This is a genomic window from Pseudoalteromonas sp. MQS005 (assembly GCF_001661605.1).
In the GTDB taxonomy this organism is placed as follows: Bacteria; Pseudomonadota; Gammaproteobacteria; order Enterobacterales; family Alteromonadaceae; genus Pseudoalteromonas; species Pseudoalteromonas tetraodonis.
Genome location: NZ_LYRQ01000039.1, coordinates 18,051 through 36,628 on the forward strand (window position 1 = coordinate 18,051; position 18,578 = coordinate 36,628).

Here is an 18,578-nt window from a genome sequence, read left to right on the forward strand (position 1 = left end):
ATACTGGCTGTTATATTAAGGATTAATAAAGGTCAGGAATGGAAATTTTTTTCTAATATCAATTAAAAAATATCAGATATTAACTTTTTCTAGGTAAACGCTTATGTTTTTAACTTTTAGATCTTTATGGAAAGAAATCTTAGCTTGCTGGCCATTAAATGTAACATGATATGGAAAAGCGGCAGGTAGCATTCCTTTCCCACCCATAAAACCAAAAAGATGGGTTTGCTTATTAAAGCCTTTATCAAGTGTTGGAGTTAAGCCGTCTCGAAAACTTTGAATCTCCTCTAGCGATTTATAAAATGCATACTGTGTTTGGAGGCAATTATTGTACTCCTCTACGGCATTGCTATTGTAATTAAAGCCAGTGCCTTTAATGGCTTTTGCATTTTTTTGCGAGAACTCAACCCCTTTGTTTCGTAGGAACTGTCGAGTTTCAGGGTAATTGACTGTCTCAATATTATAAATAGACCCTGGTAAAAATGGATAAACATCTAATAAATACATAGCCCCAGTTTTCGGGGATAAATCAATAAATGCACGATAAAACTTTACACCATCTACTTCGACAACAAGCCAATAAAGCGGCGATAATTTATTTCCCTTAATATAATTTTTGATGCCTTTTTTGTACGCTTCTTCTTTGGTTGTTTTCCATTGAGCTGAAAAGGCTTTAGTAGCCAGCTTTAGTGGTAAATCGCTTAATGGCTTTTCATAGCTTACATTTACAATTGCATGTTTGGTATCATTGAAAGGGTACTTATTGTAGTTTCCATCCATCACTTGAGTTGTTAATTCTAGTGCATTATTGAACCCAAGCCAGATTTTCTCCATCTCTTCTTCATCCGATTTATATTTAGCACCTCCATGGCCATAATAAAGTTCAGAGAAAATATTTTTATAGTTCTCAGACAAATCCAAGCCAGTTAATTTAGTACCATAATTTAACTGGCTTGCGATTAGAGCCAAGGCATACCTAGTTGATTCTGATGAAACACTGTAAAAACCAGGCATTATAATTTTAGTGTCATAAATACCTTTACTATCACTGCACTCATTGAGAGTATTTTCTCTTATATAGGTATTTTTAAGTAAATCACTCGCCTTGAAGCCCTGGTACTCTTTCAACCCATTAACAACCTCAACCCCACCTAATGAATAGCTTTGCACTTTAACTAAGTTTGGAGACTTGTTAGTTATTAATCTGCTGTATTGTAATTGATTTAGCTTGTATTTTGCCTCTTCATTTAGTTTGGTTGAGCTTCTAACGTTAGCTTCTATCTCGAACTGTTTATCATTAATTATAATAGCGTCTTGAGGAGAGTTGTAACCCATGCTTTTAACAATGTAAGTTGCGTGCGCCAACCGTTCAGAACCTTTTAGCTCAAAATTAAAAGACTTTAATACCAGCGCCTCTTTATCTTGAATGCTTAACTCTGCATCTGAATAATTCCCATCTACGGTTACTTTTAGTTTTGTAAGTGCTTTTTCAAGTAATTCTGACTGCACTTTAATTAAATTAGTTTTTTTCGATAGTGGCTCACTTATTGTAACCGTGATGAGTTCCATGTCTTTTTCTGCATGTGCAACCTGTATAGTTGCGGCTATTAGTAGAATAGCACCAATATATTTAGCCAGCATTTTCTCTCCTTTTTACAGATGGGGTCGAGATTATTGTTAAACGGTGTTGATTGTATAATCTCATAATTCTAATAACGCGCTTAATAGTGAAAAATAATTCACAGTACGGTGATTGCTATTTAATTTATATTTTTTTTACAAACCTAAATTTTTCTGATTTATACTTTGTATATGTTATACATTGAGTTCTATTTTATGAGATTTATTTTACGTACTGCCCTGTATTTAATAGCTTTAGGTTCCGCCTCAGTTTACGCAGATCAAAACATGATAAAAGAATTTTCATTCGAAATAGCAAAGGATGTATCGTCGCCTTTAAAAATTGCTAGTGCTATACATCGTCAGGCTGCCGAGAATTACGGCGCTTATTTCCTAGTGCGAAATTCTGAATCATATAACGGTGGCTATAATGAAAGAATTAAAATCAAGCGCCCATTAGAAGTGACTATTATAAATTATGATGTTACTGGCACAACTGTAAATACCGTGGTGAAATTGGGTTACTCAGCATTAAGTGAAACAATTGATAATTATAAAGAGCATCTGAAAGCTGTTGCGCGAACAGAAAAGAACAATAAGAATGTTTTTAACGCTTCATGTAAAACCATTTACATAAACATTCTTGAAACTTACATCCTATCTACTGAGTTGAATAACGATACTCGAATTAGTTTGGTTGGGGGTGAGGAAAACTTGCACCTGCTTGAGAGCGGCAACCTTAGCGCTTTGATGAAAAACTTAGGTTGCGGTAAGTCGTTCGGTGCTAATTTCTCCATTTAAGAATTGCACTATAAAAAAACCCAGCTAATTGCTGGGCTATTGTTATGGTATTTCTATTATTATCGTGTTTGTGTAAAGCTCATATCTGAAATGTTAACTTGGTATATTTTCTTTTCCCCATCTTTAGTGCGCATGTAATAGTATTTTAGGTCGCTGATCGGAAGAGCCGAATTAACTGTAGCACCCTTTATAAACCCATTTACTTTTCCGTTGGCAAAAACAGCAGCTTGACCTATGTTAGCACCCCAAGCTCTAGCGCTTGTACCTGCTTGCATGTGCTGCGGATGAAACATCATTATATCTTCTTTAAAATATGTTGATAAAAGGTGAGCCCCTAAAATTCTAGATGATGTTTGAAAGACTACATAAGCTTCTCTCTCAGCGCTATTGTATGAAGCAATATGCTCTTTTGTGTAGGTGATACCGCATTTATCGCGAACTTGTTTTAAATTATTGCAATTCGAAATATCATCTAAGTAAATCGTAGTCCATTTGCTAATTTTTTTCTGCTCTAACACGGTAAAGCCCGCACTTGCTGCTAAATTTTTGAGTTTTGAAACAGCTTTGCTTATCACTAACTCTGGGGTTTGCACTTGAGAAGTGTCAACGTTATTCACTTTTACAATAAAATGAGTGTCTTTAGATAATGGCTCATCTTCAATCATATTCTGGCTAATTGCTGATTGTGCAGCGCCAACAAAATCTAGCATTAACAATTGCCCAACTTTCATAGCTGTAGAGCCTGTTACATTTCGAGTGACGTCATCACCACTCTCACTATCGACAAATTTATTACTACCTGCAAGTCGCATGGTTGTTTTGGCGAATGAATCATGTTTGTTAGTTTGAAAATCTTTGTAAATCATTGGTCCGTTGGTAGACGAACACGCAGTCATAGTTAAAGTTACAGCCGCTAATGAAAAAATTTTAAATATACGTTTCATTGTTATATCTCTATTCTGTTTAATTGCTATCTATTCTATCGAAGTTAAACAATCGCGCTTATTTCTAAATATTTACTTGTAATAACAGGCTAATGGACGAGGAACAATAGAGCAATCTATTTCATCATCATCTAATAATTTTCTTGATTCTACAGCCCGATCAGCAAGCGAGGCTTCATTTGCTCTATTTTTAGTTCTTTCTATTGCTGACTCTCGCCCTGTGTTATTGAGCATTCTTCCTGAGCCTGTCAGCTTATCAACATCCTGCTCAAAGTCGGCTATTCCAGACTCGATCATAATACTAATCCACTCACTCAAATCTATTTTGTTCCAATCAAGATTTGAAAGTTGGTCAGGAGTCAAACCTGGGCAGCTTCTTAATTTTGAACCGTCTATTTTTTCATCTGAATATGCTTTTAAGTCGTGCCCGAGCATAGGCGAAGCCTGCTCCATGATTATCCGAGATAATATTGAGTCATAGCAGCAGTAGTCCTGCCTTCTGCTATAACAGATACCCAGCCCATCTTTTGCGCAATATTTATTGTCTACTTTTATACATTGTTTGGTTGCGATGCGAACCCCCATATCCATCTCGTATTCATGGCAGGCCGTCAATAAGTTTAGAGCAAGCTTTATATATTGATACACCATGTATGCACCATAGGCATAGCCGAGAATTGATATAGCCTGACTTGCTCCTTCAGATAAAACAGCATCGCCGGCTGCATTTGTTGCAGTATCTTCTGCTAAGGTTTCAAATAAAGCATCGGATAACGCGTCAGGCAGTGAATCACGAACATAATTCATTGCTTGTTGCTGAAGCTGGTCAATTGCTTGGTCTGAAAAAATATCGACTGCTGCGCCGGTTGTGTCCGTCACTTGGCCTGCCGTAGTACCCGCAGCAGAGCTTGCTACATCTGTAAAAGCTGACGAAGCTGCACCCCATGCATCTGATGCTGCCTGGCCAGCTGTACTAGCCGCGTCAGCAATAGGTTGCCTTAGGGATTGATAGCTACCTACAAAAGCGTTGCTTGTTCCATCTAGACCAGCTATGAAAGCATCACCTTGCAGCATGCCATATGCAGCTTGTGCGTAATCATAGATATTTATTCCATCTGGTGCTTCGCAGCAATCGTTACCAAGTCCTGTCGGCTCCCAAGAGCAGAACTTCCCCTCTCCCTCAAAAATAGTACATGTCGAAGGATCGGATGGGTCAGTACAATTCATTCCATCTTCCATGTGCTGAATAACAGAGGCCATAGCTAAAGCATCTGCAAATTGGTCATTAACTTCACTGTTTGCTGTTTCGCAATCACCACCAATACAAGGAAGTGTTGCTGCGCAAGAGTTGCTAGTTACTTTTGATGTAACTGTAGATGTGGTGTCTTCGTCACATTGGTATTCAACTGTTTGAGCAAAACATAAGTCGCTTTGTCCATCGGGTCTATCCCACCCCCACCCTTCAGCGCACGTCTCGCTAACTATTTTGCATTGATTATCAGCTTCATAATCAGCACACTGATTAGGTTGTGACTTAATTTCATCCCAAGAATAGCATTCAGTTTCATCTGTCATTCCTTGAGCTAGTTCTTCATCAGTGGCTCTTTTTGTTACTACACAATAGTCGTAACCGCCTGTAGGGTCGCACGTAAAGCCGTTGAGATTAACGCGCCATGTTTTATTACCTGTGTCACCCTCATACCAAGGTGGTACAGTATCTAATACTTCTTGAGGTAATCCGGCGTCATTAACAATCATGTTTGTGTAGGAGTCAAATCTACAAAGGCTATATGGATAAGCTGACTTGTTTCCATCTTCATCAATTACCTCACCATCATTTACAGCGCCACCTACTGAGCCATTATTTGATGGAGTACCTAGATCTGATAGACCGTTGACTTCCTTTATGGCAGGGTCTACAGCATCATAGCAGCCTTCTGGATACTGTTTATCTTCCCCTACTTGCCCCGTAAATCTATATCTAACTTGCGCATTCAGTATCCATTCTGTATCACCTTCATCTTTCCTAGTATCTTCTACCTGTATTATCCCCTTTAAACCATTTGAACAACTAGGAGTTTGAAGTTCAGTAATTTTAGTTGATTCATCAATTTTACCTGCTAGGCTTGTCCCAGACCATGTACCTATACTAACTCGGCTAATTCTGCTTGATTCGCCCTCGCAAAATCCTTCCAAACTAGACCCTTCGATATTTAGTTCCGTAGAGGCTGAGTCAGTTGGGGATATAGTTTTTAGAGATTGATTCGTTAAATCATATTCAACTGTTAGAAAGTTTTTACCTTGACCTGCCACATACACAATTGCATCCAAAATAACAGGAGCTGATCTTTCAACTTCGCAGAAAAAGTCATTTGATGTTAATGGTTTCATACACAGATGGTTGGTTGATTGGGTGGTTGTAAACTCCCTAGTCACATCGGTTGCTGAATCTGAACATGATGCCATCCAGTTACCCGAACCGTTAACTGCATCGTTAACTTCACCAAAGCCATAATCAAACATATTATCCCTAGGATTTAACTCTGGCGGTTCGTTAAACTCTTTAATCCCTTGAATAGTTTGGTAGGCTGTAGCATCGCTAGCTGAGCCGGATTTTAAACCTGATAACTTAGCCCTACCTGATTCGTAGAACTTAGCTTCATCACCATAATGCTGATCACCTTCGAACGTTGTTTGTGAATGATTTATTTCAGCTGATGTGTATTCATCTTGGTTTATTGAGTTTGATGAAACGCCATTTTCATCAAGCTTTGCTTTATAACCTTCACTTTCACTTTTGCTTAGCTCAACACCTTTAGTATTGTATTGAGTATTAATTGCACCATTAGCATCAGTTGAAGGGGCTGTAGCTCCTTGAGAGATTTGCCTAGCTAGGGAAATGCTGTCTTCAATTCTTTGTTTTGCATCAGCTGAATTGTCTGAGTACGCGCTCAAGTCAACTTCGTCAGAATTTTGAGAGTTGTTTATGTAGTACTTCTGGATAACTTTGTTTTCTAGGTTTGGTTGAGAGTTTTGCTGGTTTCTGTACTTTGTCATGGTTTGATTTAATTTGGCATCATCACCACGGTTATTATTTGGATCGTCTGTCTGGTACTTATTTTTTATATTTTCAAATCTATTGGTTGCAGCAACAGCTCTTTCAAATGGTGTTGCTACACTGATAATCCCTATCCAAACACCCATTGCAGACAACGTGACCATTTGCCCAACAATGCTGCTTATAATGGTGCAACCAATAATTTGTTTCTTAAATAGCTTCATAGTAATAATCCAACTTAAACCTTGAAGCTATATTAAAAGTTTGCCGACTCCTTAAAGTCATATTTTTATTTAATTTTACATAAAAAATTACTTTTTTAATTTACGGTGTTCTTTCTCTGGGTGAGACTCAAGTATGTGCCTTATAAACTTTTTAGCTTTCGCATCACCCATGAATTCTATGGATTGATAAGTTCTTGCAACCATAGAATTAATTTTAAACTCAGATTTAGAGTTTGTCATAGCGAATATTGTTGAGCGTTTAACACCAAAAATGTGCATAGACTGCTTATAGTGCAATCTATATTTACGGATGAAATTAATAAGATCGTTTTTTTCCATCTTTATTACCCCGCACCTGGTGCATTAATGCCTGTACTTTTTACACAGCAATCACTGTAGCCCCAAAGCATATAAACGTAATCTTCTTTACCCGGGATAGTTCTACCACCAGCAGCTGTTGACCAACTATGTTCGGATTGGCCTAGCGGATGACAGCACTTGCCGTTCGGTGATGTTCTATCAGCCTCAGGGACAGGGTGCAGCATAGAGAGTTTATATTGTGAGCGGGGAATCATCGGCCAAAATTCAGGCTTACACATAGCCTCCTTACCAATGGTTTTCTTGGCCAGCCCTTTCCTATGCAGGCTGGCTAATACACGTTGTGACAATAGAGAGGTAACACGAGGGCCTGATTCTCCACCAATCACATTGCCTGTAAAAGGATATAAGCTACCATCACAGCCGGCACAGCCATACGTTGCCTCTGGAGCTTTTCCTGCGGTTACAGCAACGCAATCTGACGTACACCATGCTTTAGCTATAGGATTGGCGAAAATAAAGGCTTCTGGTGAAAGCAATATTGATAATAAATCGTTATTCCATGTTGGATCTATTTCACTCAAATACATTAAATCAAAGTCCATATAATCATCACTACAACCCGGTAAATATAAAATTTCCAGCATTGAAAATAACGGGTACGCATAGTAATGGTACTGAAAGCTTGCTAGTGTAGGGTCTCCATCTCTGCCTTTACTAACTCCTTTTGATAGTGAGAACATATCATCCTGCAATCTAATACCGCCTAATGATGGTGCGCACCACGGAACACGAACATGCTCTATAAGTCTCTTTGGTTGCCAATAGCCTAATTGATAACCAAATTCTGGAACACCCAAACCATCTTTGCAAGCACACAGTGGCTTATCAGGTGCAGCTCCTTCTGGCTTAGGACCAACACCCATTAATCGCACTGGTAAAAAACACGACCAGCATACTTCATTTACAATATTGCTAAATATATTTGCATCATTGCATGCGTTACTTTCTGCCCTTACGGTACCCGCCATTGTTAGAGTAAAGAGACACATTAAAATTATGTATAAATATTTCATTATAAGGCACTTATCTTTTCTTGAATCCAGTTAAAACCCATCACGAACCAATCCCAAGCAAAATTCCAAATTTTTAAAGCTATCTCAGGGTATTCGTAGCTTAAATAAATACCTCCTAGCACACCTATAAACATCAGAATTATTTTCATATTTTTTTACTCCAATCAAATTGTTGAATAAGTAGGAAGCCGTTCGTTTGTGTTTGAACTTTACTTGGGGTTGCTTGTAGTTTGAATTTATCAATGGCTTGTTTTGGTAGGATAAACATTGGAGCCCCGAACTGCCCTCTAAACTTAGCTAGATCCTCCCAGCCATTGTCTTTATCCATATGCGTTAGGTGTACTTGAAACTGGCCAGAAACATTACTAAGTTGCTCCTTGAGCCATTCCAATTGGCTTTCAATATATGGATTTATGACGAAAATGCTCAATTGCATAGGAAACCGCTTTAAAGGGTTAGTTGTTTCACCTGCCCGAGCTAAAACTTCACCTTCCGCATTTTTTATATCCTTAGTTACTCGTAATGATGGATCAATAAGCCACTGTTTGTTTTCTAAAGAGGTAGGAAGTTCATGCATTTTGTATTTTTTCCAGAATCGCTGTTTGGCAGCAATTTGCTTTTTCTTCCAGTCAATTTTTTCAGCAGCAGCTTTCATTTGTTCAATCATATCGGGCTCATCAATTTCAAATAACTGGCCTAAAGGCTCCAAACGGGAGCTACCCTGTGTCGATTTGAATTGCTCCTTAACATAGTCAATATTAAGTGTGCCCGGGGCCACAATTGAATTATTTAAATCCTTTAAAACGATTGTCGGCACACTTGTTATATTAAACTCAGTAAAGCGAAGTGGATTTATACCTACGTTTGGCTCCACTTTGGCTGCGGCACTAAGCGTTTGTATTAGCTTCATTGTTGAGGAAATATGAGTTGCACCCTTTTCTAAGCCTCGCAATAAGATGGTAAGGTTGTGCTCTTCTGCCATTTTAAAAGAGTCAATGAGCGCCCTTCTAGGCATTGAAAAACTAATAAAAAGCGCGCCATCCGACCCTTGAAGTAAATCCAATCTTTCCTTTTCACCCGGCAGGGAGTCAATAGCTCTTTTCTGAGTTGATTGTGCAATCAATATTGCTTGATCTGCTACCTGCTTAGCTAAAGCTATGTCTTTTGCGTCCAACTCAGGGTCGTCAATATCTCTGAGCCACCCTTTTTTTTGAGCTTGCTCCACAGCTTTTATAGCTGCGTTTTGAAATTGAGTTAAGTCAAACTCATTCGTATTGTCACCATAAGCGTTCGTTGAAAGAACAAGAAACACTGTAAGCCATTTAAAATATTGCATATGCTTTCCCTATAATTGAGTCTTTATTAATTGAGCCCCAATAACGACTGTCATAGCTGTAAATTGTTTCTCCAACCACGAATATTTCGTTTTGTTTCACTCTGATTTTCTGATTGTAATTCGCTGAATTAAGCTCTAAAGCGTTAATAACGTGATTCATACCTTTAATAGTTAACTTTGAGTTATTGACCTTGATAGTTTCTGGGGTAAATTCAATACGGTCATCTCCTAAGCCAGCTGCGATTTTTATGAAACTCATACCCTTTTCAAAATACTGATCTTCCTTTTCAAATTTAAAGGCAACCAAGTCCCCCCGCTTAATGTTTTTATCGCTTTTATCGACCAAGAACATTTTTGCTTCTAAACACTGGCTATCTGAAGAAGGTATTGAAAGCGTAAAACGTGAAATAAATAGATCGGCAACAAAGTACAAGCATGGGAATAACAGCAGAACAATAGCGGCAGCTTTTTTTCTCTCAGGGTTCATATGATTAGTCTGAATTTTAAATCGTCATGTTTTAAAAATTTTAAAGATTTAAATTCGGGGAGGGGCTTAATTTTATTTCAAAAATCGATTTTTATTCTCTTTTTAAAAAGTATATTGTGTTAATTTATAAGGATACTGAAAGTCTCCTCCAAAGAACTTTAAGTATGAAACAAAAAAGCAAGCTCGGGTTGGGCTTGCTTTTTTTTTGTTTCAATTTATACCTCTACTAATTTAACGTCTGTGGCACTTCCGTATAATCATAACTATCATCATAACAGCGCCCAATCACAAAACTTGTACCCGTTAGTTTGCTTTTATTAAACTGAATTACATTATGGGAATGCGTTAAAGTTTCACCATTAATCTCCCAAGTAGTTGCCAAAATTCGACCATCTGAGTCTTCACAGTTAAGGTGTAGCTCATAGTACAGGTCAGTTTCAAGCATCTTGATAGTGCCGGTAGGTTTCGTGTTTGGTATAACGGTTACGTCAAAATCCTGCGTACCGGTTTGACCAAACTCGGTTTCAACTTCAACTTTTACATTGTGGCCACCAACAGCCATATCAGCAATACTCTCTCTATATCTGCGCGTTTCTAAATAAAACTCACCATCTAGGAACCACTTATAGTTGATCACTCTATCGTCAGGGTGTGACAACCGAACACGAGTTCTGAGTGAAACATCCAGCGGGTACCGCAAAAAGTCATTACTGAATGTTTTAACAATCTCAATTTCGAGTGGAGTGCGCGGTAGCACTTCTACAATCTGACTTATCGTTTTTGATTGGCCCCGATCATTACTCACATTGAATGTAATGTTTTTCATGCCTACTTCATCAAATTGTAAAACAAAATTACCGTCCGTTTGCTCTAATATATTAATGCCTGTCTTATCAACAATATCAAATGTATATTTTACACCGGGGGCAAAATGCCTCGCCACTTCAACATTGGCTCTCATTTTCGATGGCATATAATTAACGGTAGCGGGCATATTCAGTTCTAACTCAGGGAATTCATATTCCCAGCTTTCTATTCTGAAACGTGTGGATTGTATGGTTTCCTCTTTAGAACCTTCCACCCATGCTTGATGTGTAATGATGTAATATCTACCATCAAGCATAGACTGATCAAAAGTAAGCTCCATTTCAGCATCGCTAATTACCTCTCCGTTAGGAAGAACCCATTCACTTTCTACGCGACTATTAAGTGATTCTATTCTTGTAGTAACTGTCGCCTTAAGTGTATGAGTCGTACCTACCTCAACCAGCTCAGGCGCTTCAATGTCAAAATAAAACCTCGGTGACCGTAAATAAGTATATCGAGTTCGTGCTTCTCTAAACGCTTCATCTCCAAGAGATTCATCACTAGCTATGCCATGGTATTTCATGCGAACATTTAAATCGCGGCCACTAAAGTCATCCTTATAAAAAGACTCTTCAGCACTGCCTGAAAACCACGTTTTACGATTATCGGTTGACCACTCAATAACACCATCACCGCTATTAACTTTAGTTTCATAATCATAAACTGCGAAAGTGGCAGCCTCATTGAACAGCACCTCAGTCGTTTGCTCTACCCTTAAATCTGGTTGAGTATAAGCTACAATCTTAAGCGGTTCTGTAGTTGCCCATTCATTAGTAAATTTGTTTTCTACTTTGACACGTAAATATTTAACTTGCTCAGTATCTAAAGTTTTTCTCCAACGCAGGGTATTTCTAAACTCTTCATCTTCAACCCAAGATAAGCCATCTTCAGACTTTTCCCAAATTACTTCACCAAGAGAACCGCTGTCAGCCCTATCCTCTGGAACATAATTAGCAGATGCACGTAGTGGCACTCTCCCCCTGATTTGACCATCTCGCAAGTCTCCCTCTATTTTAGTGCCTTTGAAAACAATAAAATGTGTGCGAGACGATTGTATGTGCATCTCATGGTTTGGGATTGGAACGTTAACTGTTTTAGCTACTGCAACAAAAGTTCCGCTCTCTTCACCTATTTCTTCCATTGGCATTTCTAATACAGCTCTACCAAATTCATCAAGCTTCACTGTTTCACTTATCGGTTCAGGGATTTCTCTTCTGTTATATCTACCAATATATACCTCCCACTCGCCCATTGAAGATTTATCATAATTCCAGCCATCGATTCTATTGTACTTACCCAGCTGAACTTTGGCAGTTACCTGGTCTGTTGTTAAAATCAAATCATCTTGAAAGTCTAAATCCAACCCTATTGAGCTATCAGGTATAACAACAGCGTTAATAGTTTTAGTTGTTTCTAAGTTGGGTAGCTTTTCATATTTAGCAGAAAAATTAACCGGTACTACATCCCATAAATTCACACCTACATCATGAGGAAGATCTAATGTGCCAGTTGTTCTAAATACTTCTCCCGTTCTTGATGAAGGGTGTCTAACCATATTTTCTACAGCTGAATTCATTTCAAAATTCATATCAATAGAACCTTTGCTTGATTTTGTCTCCATGCGAACTACTTCACCACCACCAATTTCAATTGGGTAATAACCTTGTATAAGCTCTGAGCGAGAGCTAGGCTTAACTTCAATTGATGTTGGCTCTTGTGGAGTTATAAGGAGGGTGTCTCCGTTAATGATTACAGAGTCGCCATTTTCATTAATAACTTCAATTTTATTGCTCACCTCAAATGAGGTTTCATTCAAATAGCCTACAGCGGAAGGTGATCTAGAGCGCGATGATACCTCGAATGAATCTGGCAAATTCTCCCAAAGAAATAAGCAACTGTTACGGCCAGGTCTAGCGTATTTTATAGCAATGTCTCTTTCACTATAAAAACGACATGCTTCACCTGCAGTTTGCTCACTTTCAATTTCAATCATTTCAATTGCGCGGTAAGGAGTGTGCTCGTCGTTTCTTAGCTTGAGCTTAAAAGATAAAGGTGCATAAATAATTGGAATGTTGTAATTAAAAGTATCACCATATGAATCTGTAACCTCAACATCAATAATAACGGACTCGGCAGGTTCTAGTTTTTCACTTAAACCTTTAACGCGAACAATACCGTCGCTTACATCATTCATAATTAGTGGTTGACCACCAGCCTTAACGCTTGTGATTTCGACACCATTCACATATCCATTAAATGCAGCTACAGCTAATTCACTATCAAAATAAAACTCCTCGTTATTTTCTAACTTCGTATAACCTCTGAACAGACCAATTTGAGGCTCGAAACGAGAAATTACTGCAGCTTTATCAAAAATTGTTACGTCGTTTGCGCCATAGCTATAAATAGCGTTAACTTCGACACTGTAACGACCGTCAGGAACGTTTTCGATATTAAACTTGTAGACATATTTGTCATTTATTACTTCTGGACCGGTAAATCTATTTATAAGAGTTGCCTCTGCGCCATTAGCAAATCTATTTCTAAATAATGTATTTTCATCAAGTGCAAGGCGACTAAGAGTCTGCTGCCCACCGCTTGTAATAAACTTTAATTCTAAGCCAGAAGGAAGCCACCACGTACCCGGAACATTGTTTATCGGTTTATTAACCACAACTATTGCTGTGTTGTTTTCTATGACAATATCCTTTCCATTAACGCTGAATAGGTGATCATTAGTTGAAGTTTCAGAGCGACCATTAACTGCGAATGATTCAACTTTTGCATCAACATATTCCCAGCGAATATTAATGTCTGACTGAACCTCTTCTAGTTCCCAGTAATTGTTTGTTGAATTTACTTTCACTGGATAAGCTTTTTCGCCTATTTCATGCTCTCTAAAATCTAAATCACCTAAATAGAAAGGGGTAACGCCAATTGTACAACTTGATTCACCGGTATTAATAACACAAGCGCCAAAATCAGGCATTGTAACTTTCTGAGCATAGTTGACCTCTTCTGTTTTTATTCTGATGCCATAAACCATACTTTTTGGATTGTGTACTTTCTTTTCGTTATCGTTAATCCACTCGTCATCAACCAAAACCGAGTATGAACTAAGCGCCGGCGGCTTAGGGTTTTCAACATCAAAAAGAAATGCCTTGCTAGCAATTTCTGTTTTTTCTTTTTTTCCGCCAAAGTATGTATATAGTTTGTAAGCAACAGGTGTTGCACCAGGCTCACTTAAAACTCCCTTAAGAGTTAATTCGTCTCGGCTTAATTCATTCATGCCGACCCACTCGAAGTAACAAAGGTTTGTATGAGCTGCTGATGACCCGATAGCATCTTGCTCGTTTGTTGTTACCGAGCAGTAATTTGAAAATTCGCTTTGCACAGCATTTAAAGTGACCTCTCTGATTTTAGAAACCAAGACTGAGGGATTTGTTTCAATGTTAAATGCTATCTTCATGGGCTCATGTTTAAGCATTATTGTTTTTTTGTAAGTGTTATTTCTGCTGTCTTTAACCGTAATTACAAACTCATTATTACCATTGGCAAGGCTTAATGCAGGCTCTAATACGGCCACACCTGTTTTTACAGTGTTTAAATTAACCGGATTACCATTAATTGAAACACTGACAAGATCTACATTTTTTTCGTAGGAATTAAAAGTACTTACAACAAGCTCTTGTATGAACGTAAAGCTATCGCCATTACTTAGTTTTTTCATACCTTTAAATACATCAATTTCAGGCATTATCTTATTTACACGAATATCACTAAAGCTAGCAGTTGTTGTTACATTGACTGAATTAGTAAATGATGTATTTATGTCGTAGAAACCGTCTTCTATTTGGTTTAAATCAAAAGTATAAACATAGTGATTGCCAAGCTTAACCTTTGACCTACTTGTTAAAGATTGGATAGATGAGGAAAGCGATAAATTTTTCGAGTATAAAACATTCCCATCGTGCACAACTCCCTCAGATAAGACCGGTTGGTCGTTTTTGAGGAATTTAAAATCAATGTAATCTGGAGCCCACCAATCACCATCGATACCATCTGAGGGTTTTGAAATAACCAGTTTAGCTGTATTGTTTGTAACAGAAATAGATTGAGTGTTCACTGTAATGGATTTTTCTTGTTCGTAGCCTCTAGGCATAGAGTTATATGAAAAATTATTTATTTTGCTTGGTAGGTAGCTCCAAGGAACATCTATATCCACTCTGCTTGCTTGGTCTTCGCTCCAGTATTTATCTTCAGTGTTTAGATATGCCGTATAATTTAATTGGCCAACTTTGTTACTTTGAATATCACCCAGCTTAATCTCTGGAAATGAGATTTCACAACTTGAAGTACCAATTTCAACTGTACATGAACCTAAGCCTTCAATTGAAACAGCTTGGTTGTATAAATCTCGAACCTGGACATTTACGCGAACAGCCGTCAAGTAGTCGTTTGGGTTATAGTTAGTGTGATTACCTTGTTCTTTCCATCTTCCACCGAGCTTCAAGTCAAAATTACTCACTATAGGTTTTGCTGGATCAACAAAGCGCGCAGAAATGGATTTACTATCTATAAGGGTTTTAGTTTTATCGCTGCCTGAGTAGTAACTTAGAGTGTACCCGATGGAAACATCACCTGCAGTGGGGTAAGTTCCTTTCAATAAAAACCCATCAGCTATAAAGCTGCTTGGTGCTGTCCATTCAAACAAACAGTTGCCACTCTCGATGGTTCCGCCCTCTAGCGCAATATCTTTATCGGTTGTGACATTACAGTATTGGTCTGTTATAGATTGTTCTGCAGCAAACGTTACTTCTTTCACTGAAGAAACTAAATCACCTGATTTATTTACAATAGTAAATTCAGGCTTTGTCACAGTGAACTTCCCGGTAATGACTGTTGCTGCGCTTACTGCGCCTGTCGCCAACACAGTAAATGCCGCTATCGCTTTTATTAATTGCATTTAAAACCCTTGTTAATCTAGTCGATTCTACTCAGGGTTAAATTTAACAATTATTTTTGCATCTAAAGCCGTATTTTTATTTAATATCGAGAGAAAATAGACCTAACATGCATAAATTGTAGTGCGTTATAAATAATGAATTTAATCTAATTTTCTCTTTTAATCGCCAGTATCTCTTCCACATCAGAAATATCCACTTTTTCACCAATCAATATCGATTTTGTGGTTCCGCTCTGGGCTAGATCGCTTCCCTTAACCACATCCCCAAAACCTCTCAAAAGCATATCCTGTGTAGCAAGCTCGAAACCATCGTTGAATTTTGTTAATAATGTTAGTCGTTGAAGTGAGTGGTCGCTGATATTATCTGGACAATACAGATCTAGTTGGCCATGACCACCATGTCGTACTAGCCGCCCCCTAATTTGATGGCATGTAATCGTTCCAAATCGCTCTGCATTGTATATGACTGTTTTTGTTAATTTTGGAATAGTTATTCCAATCTCTATAATCGTTGTTGAAATAAGTACATTTGCGCGGCCACTTTTTATATCTTGAAGTGCCTTTTCATTGTGCTTTGGGTCACAATCTGAGTGCATGAATCGCACTTTACCTTTTGCGAATTTATTCCACTTAAGATACACATCCTCAACCGAAACAGATTTTTTAGGGTTATTACTCTTTGCAGGACATACAACTAACACTTTATTCCCTGCTTTAATTTGCATAAGGCATTCATGCATAAGCTCTGTGCTTTCTTTTTTTAGTCTTAATTTAGTTGTGATTACTTTCTCACAGTGATTCTGCGTCAATCTAAATACCTGGCGCTGATCACCAAAAGTTAAAAGAGCTTGGGTTCGTGGTATTGGTGTTGCTGTAACCTCCATTACATGAGTGGATTCACCCATCAGCTGCTCACGCTGCCCCACACCAAACCTCTGCTGCTCATCGATAATAACAAAATCAAGCTCCCCTATTTTGCGGTGAAGCAATGCACTTGTTCCAATTAAAAAAGAGAAACCACTTAATTCTACCTCTGGTGTATTTACGGTTACCAAGTGCGCGCTCATCTCAGGCCAATAAGATAATATTTCTTGGTGTATTTGCATTGCGAGTGAGTTGTTAGGAAGCATAATTGCAACGCGACCGCCACCAGCAACCACGGAAGCGGCACAAACACCATATACCACCGTCTTGCCAGTACCTACATCTCCTATCAGAGTACCGTTTAATACTTTTCTGGAATGAAACTGGTAAAGTACCTGTTCAATAACGCTTAGTTGTTCACCTGTAAGCTCAAACGGTATATTTACGAGTAGTCTTTCAACATCAAACTCATTCAGCTTGCTTGCCAATATATTTTCTTTTTTTGAAAAAACACTATTAATCTCACGGATACAATGTAAGGCAGCTATCCTTTTTATAATAGACTTTGCTTGTTTCCATGAATTTATTGATGTCGGATTATGAAGTTGATTAATTGACTCGTTGAGCGTCATATTCTCTGCTTTCAAGACCTCACGTATATTTCCTATGCCTTGGATGGACTTCCTAAGCTCAGCTTCTGCAAGATGAAGTGTTTGAGGTAGTAAGTTGTGAATTATTTTTTTTAATCTCGACGATGAAAGAACGCCCCGCTTCCCTTTATATACGACACTCAACTTCCCGACTTCCTCGGCTTCTATATACTTTGCCGCTCGTAAATTAAGATACTTACCACTTGCGAAAGAAATACCTTGAAAGTGATAGGTCATACCGATCTGATTTATTGTTTGTTGAAGTTCACGTGAATCACCGAATATTTTGATTGATAATAAATAGTTATTTTCATCAATGAGCTGAATGGTCAATACGCCCTTTCCTTTAATCCATTCAAATTCAGGTATGCTTTTGAGTTTTCCGCCAATAAGTAGCTTATTTCCACTTTCGCTATATGCCCTAGTAAAGTCGGTTGTTACTATTGTGAAGTCTTCTATATTGATTGGGCAGCATAAAGGCACCTGCCATAGGTGGTCTATTCCTATTTGTTTTAAAGCTTGCATATCCATAAAAATAATCCTGAAATTTTAATATGAACATCATCTCTTTTTTTTTAAAACGTGCAACTTACAAGTTATTAATTGCAATTACGCGCGTTTTTAATGGCGGGTTATATTGGATAATAGAAATCTAAGGAGTAATACTATGTATAATCAAAGAAGCGTCATGGGTCATCAAGAAAATATGCAGAGTGGTCAGCAACTTCACCATACAAACAAGCATAATGCAGCCTCTCATAATAATAGTTATGACCCCCAAAATCACTCTCAGCCAGCATTTCAGCCTAACCAAAATCATGGTGCTAATAATCATCAGTACAAACCTCATTATGAGGATCGTGATATGCAAGCACCAACCGAAATAAATCCTGATTTAGCGCCAGGCGGTAAGTTTTATAGCATTAAAATTCATGGTAGCTCTGCTGCAGTGGAGTTTAAAGCTGATGTTACTCGAAAAGGTGTTCACACAGTCAGAATTGAAGCTGCCAAAGGCACTAATAAACAATTTAATTGGAATGATAAAGTGTCTATTCAATTAACGCATACCGGTATGATAGATTTATTAAACGTATTTTTGTTTATACAACCTTTAGCTGAGCTAAGGCATTATGGGGTTAATAATGATAAATCAATAAAGATTGAGCTTCAGTCCGGTAATAAGCTCTTTACACAAGTAACTCAAGCTGGAAAAGGGATGCATGGGATACCTGTACCAATCAATGAAGGTATTAGAATAGGCCAGTTTATATTGGAGCAATATTTAAAGAATTATAATAATTTAACTGCGGACATGGTGGTTACACACCTGCGTCTCGCAAAGACGCTTCAGGGGTAGTTTTGTTAGT

Annotated in this window: 11 protein-coding genes; 2 read left to right on the forward strand and 9 right to left on the reverse strand. The window is 38.0% G+C overall.

Annotated elements, in window-relative coordinates:
• Nucleotides 1–72: 72 nt before the first annotated feature.
• Nucleotides 73–1,641, reverse strand: coding sequence for a hypothetical protein (locus tag A9479_RS13625; protein ID WP_064663690.1), 1,569 nt, complete (start codon nt 1,639–1,641; stop codon nt 73–75).
• Between the two features lie 195 nt (nt 1,642–1,836).
• On the opposite strand from A9479_RS13625, the gene A9479_RS13630 reads away from it, so the two are divergent.
• Nucleotides 1,837–2,421, forward strand: coding sequence for a hypothetical protein (locus tag A9479_RS13630; RefSeq protein WP_064663691.1), 585 nt, complete (start codon nt 1,837–1,839; stop codon nt 2,419–2,421).
• A gap of 59 nt (nt 2,422–2,480) precedes the next feature.
• On the opposite strand, the gene A9479_RS13635 is transcribed toward A9479_RS13630, so the two are convergent.
• From A9479_RS13635 to A9479_RS13670, 8 genes are all read right to left on the reverse strand, one after another.
• Complete coding sequence (locus tag A9479_RS13635) at nt 2,481–3,365, reverse strand: hypothetical protein (RefSeq protein WP_064663692.1); 885 nt, start codon at nt 3,363–3,365, stop codon at nt 2,481–2,483.
• Between the two features lie 72 nt (nt 3,366–3,437).
• Nucleotides 3,438–6,647: a conjugal transfer protein TraN gene (traN, locus tag A9479_RS13640; protein WP_064663693.1), complete on the reverse strand. Its 3,210-nt coding sequence runs from the start codon at nt 6,645–6,647 to the stop codon at nt 3,438–3,440.
• Nucleotides 6,648–6,734: 87 nt separating this feature from the next.
• Nucleotides 6,735–6,986: a hypothetical protein gene (locus tag A9479_RS13645; protein WP_064663694.1), complete on the reverse strand. Its 252-nt coding sequence runs from the start codon at nt 6,984–6,986 to the stop codon at nt 6,735–6,737.
• Nucleotides 6,987–6,991: 5 nt separating this feature from the next.
• The gene (locus A9479_RS13650) at nt 6,992–8,041 is read right to left on the reverse strand and encodes a TraU family protein (protein WP_064663695.1); all 1,050 of its coding nucleotides are present in this window, start codon (nt 8,039–8,041) and stop codon (nt 6,992–6,994) included.
• A gap of 145 nt (nt 8,042–8,186) precedes the next feature.
• The gene (locus A9479_RS13655; protein ID WP_064663696.1) at nt 8,187–9,377 is read right to left on the reverse strand and encodes a TrbC family F-type conjugative pilus assembly protein; all 1,191 of its coding nucleotides are present in this window, start codon (nt 9,375–9,377) and stop codon (nt 8,187–8,189) included.
• Nucleotides 9,364–9,864, reverse strand: coding sequence for a signal peptidase I (gene lepB / locus A9479_RS13660; RefSeq protein WP_064663697.1), 501 nt, complete (start codon nt 9,862–9,864; stop codon nt 9,364–9,366). Before lepB ends, A9479_RS13655 begins: the two co-directional genes overlap by 14 nt.
• Nucleotides 9,865–10,090: 226 nt before the next feature.
• Nucleotides 10,091–15,697, reverse strand: a complete 5,607-nt coding sequence (locus tag A9479_RS13665; RefSeq protein ID WP_064663698.1) for an Ig-like domain-containing protein — start codon at nt 15,695–15,697, stop codon at nt 10,091–10,093.
• A 146-nt stretch (nt 15,698–15,843) separates the two neighbouring features.
• On the reverse strand, nt 15,844–17,742 hold the full coding sequence (locus A9479_RS13670) for a helicase-related protein (protein ID WP_064663699.1): 1,899 nt from the start codon (nt 17,740–17,742) through the stop codon (nt 15,844–15,846).
• Between the two features lie 136 nt (nt 17,743–17,878).
• Between A9479_RS13670 and A9479_RS13675 the strand changes: the two genes are divergently transcribed.
• Complete coding sequence (locus A9479_RS13675) at nt 17,879–18,568, forward strand: hypothetical protein (protein WP_064663700.1); 690 nt, start codon at nt 17,879–17,881, stop codon at nt 18,566–18,568.
• Nucleotides 18,569–18,578: the final 10 nt, after the last annotated feature.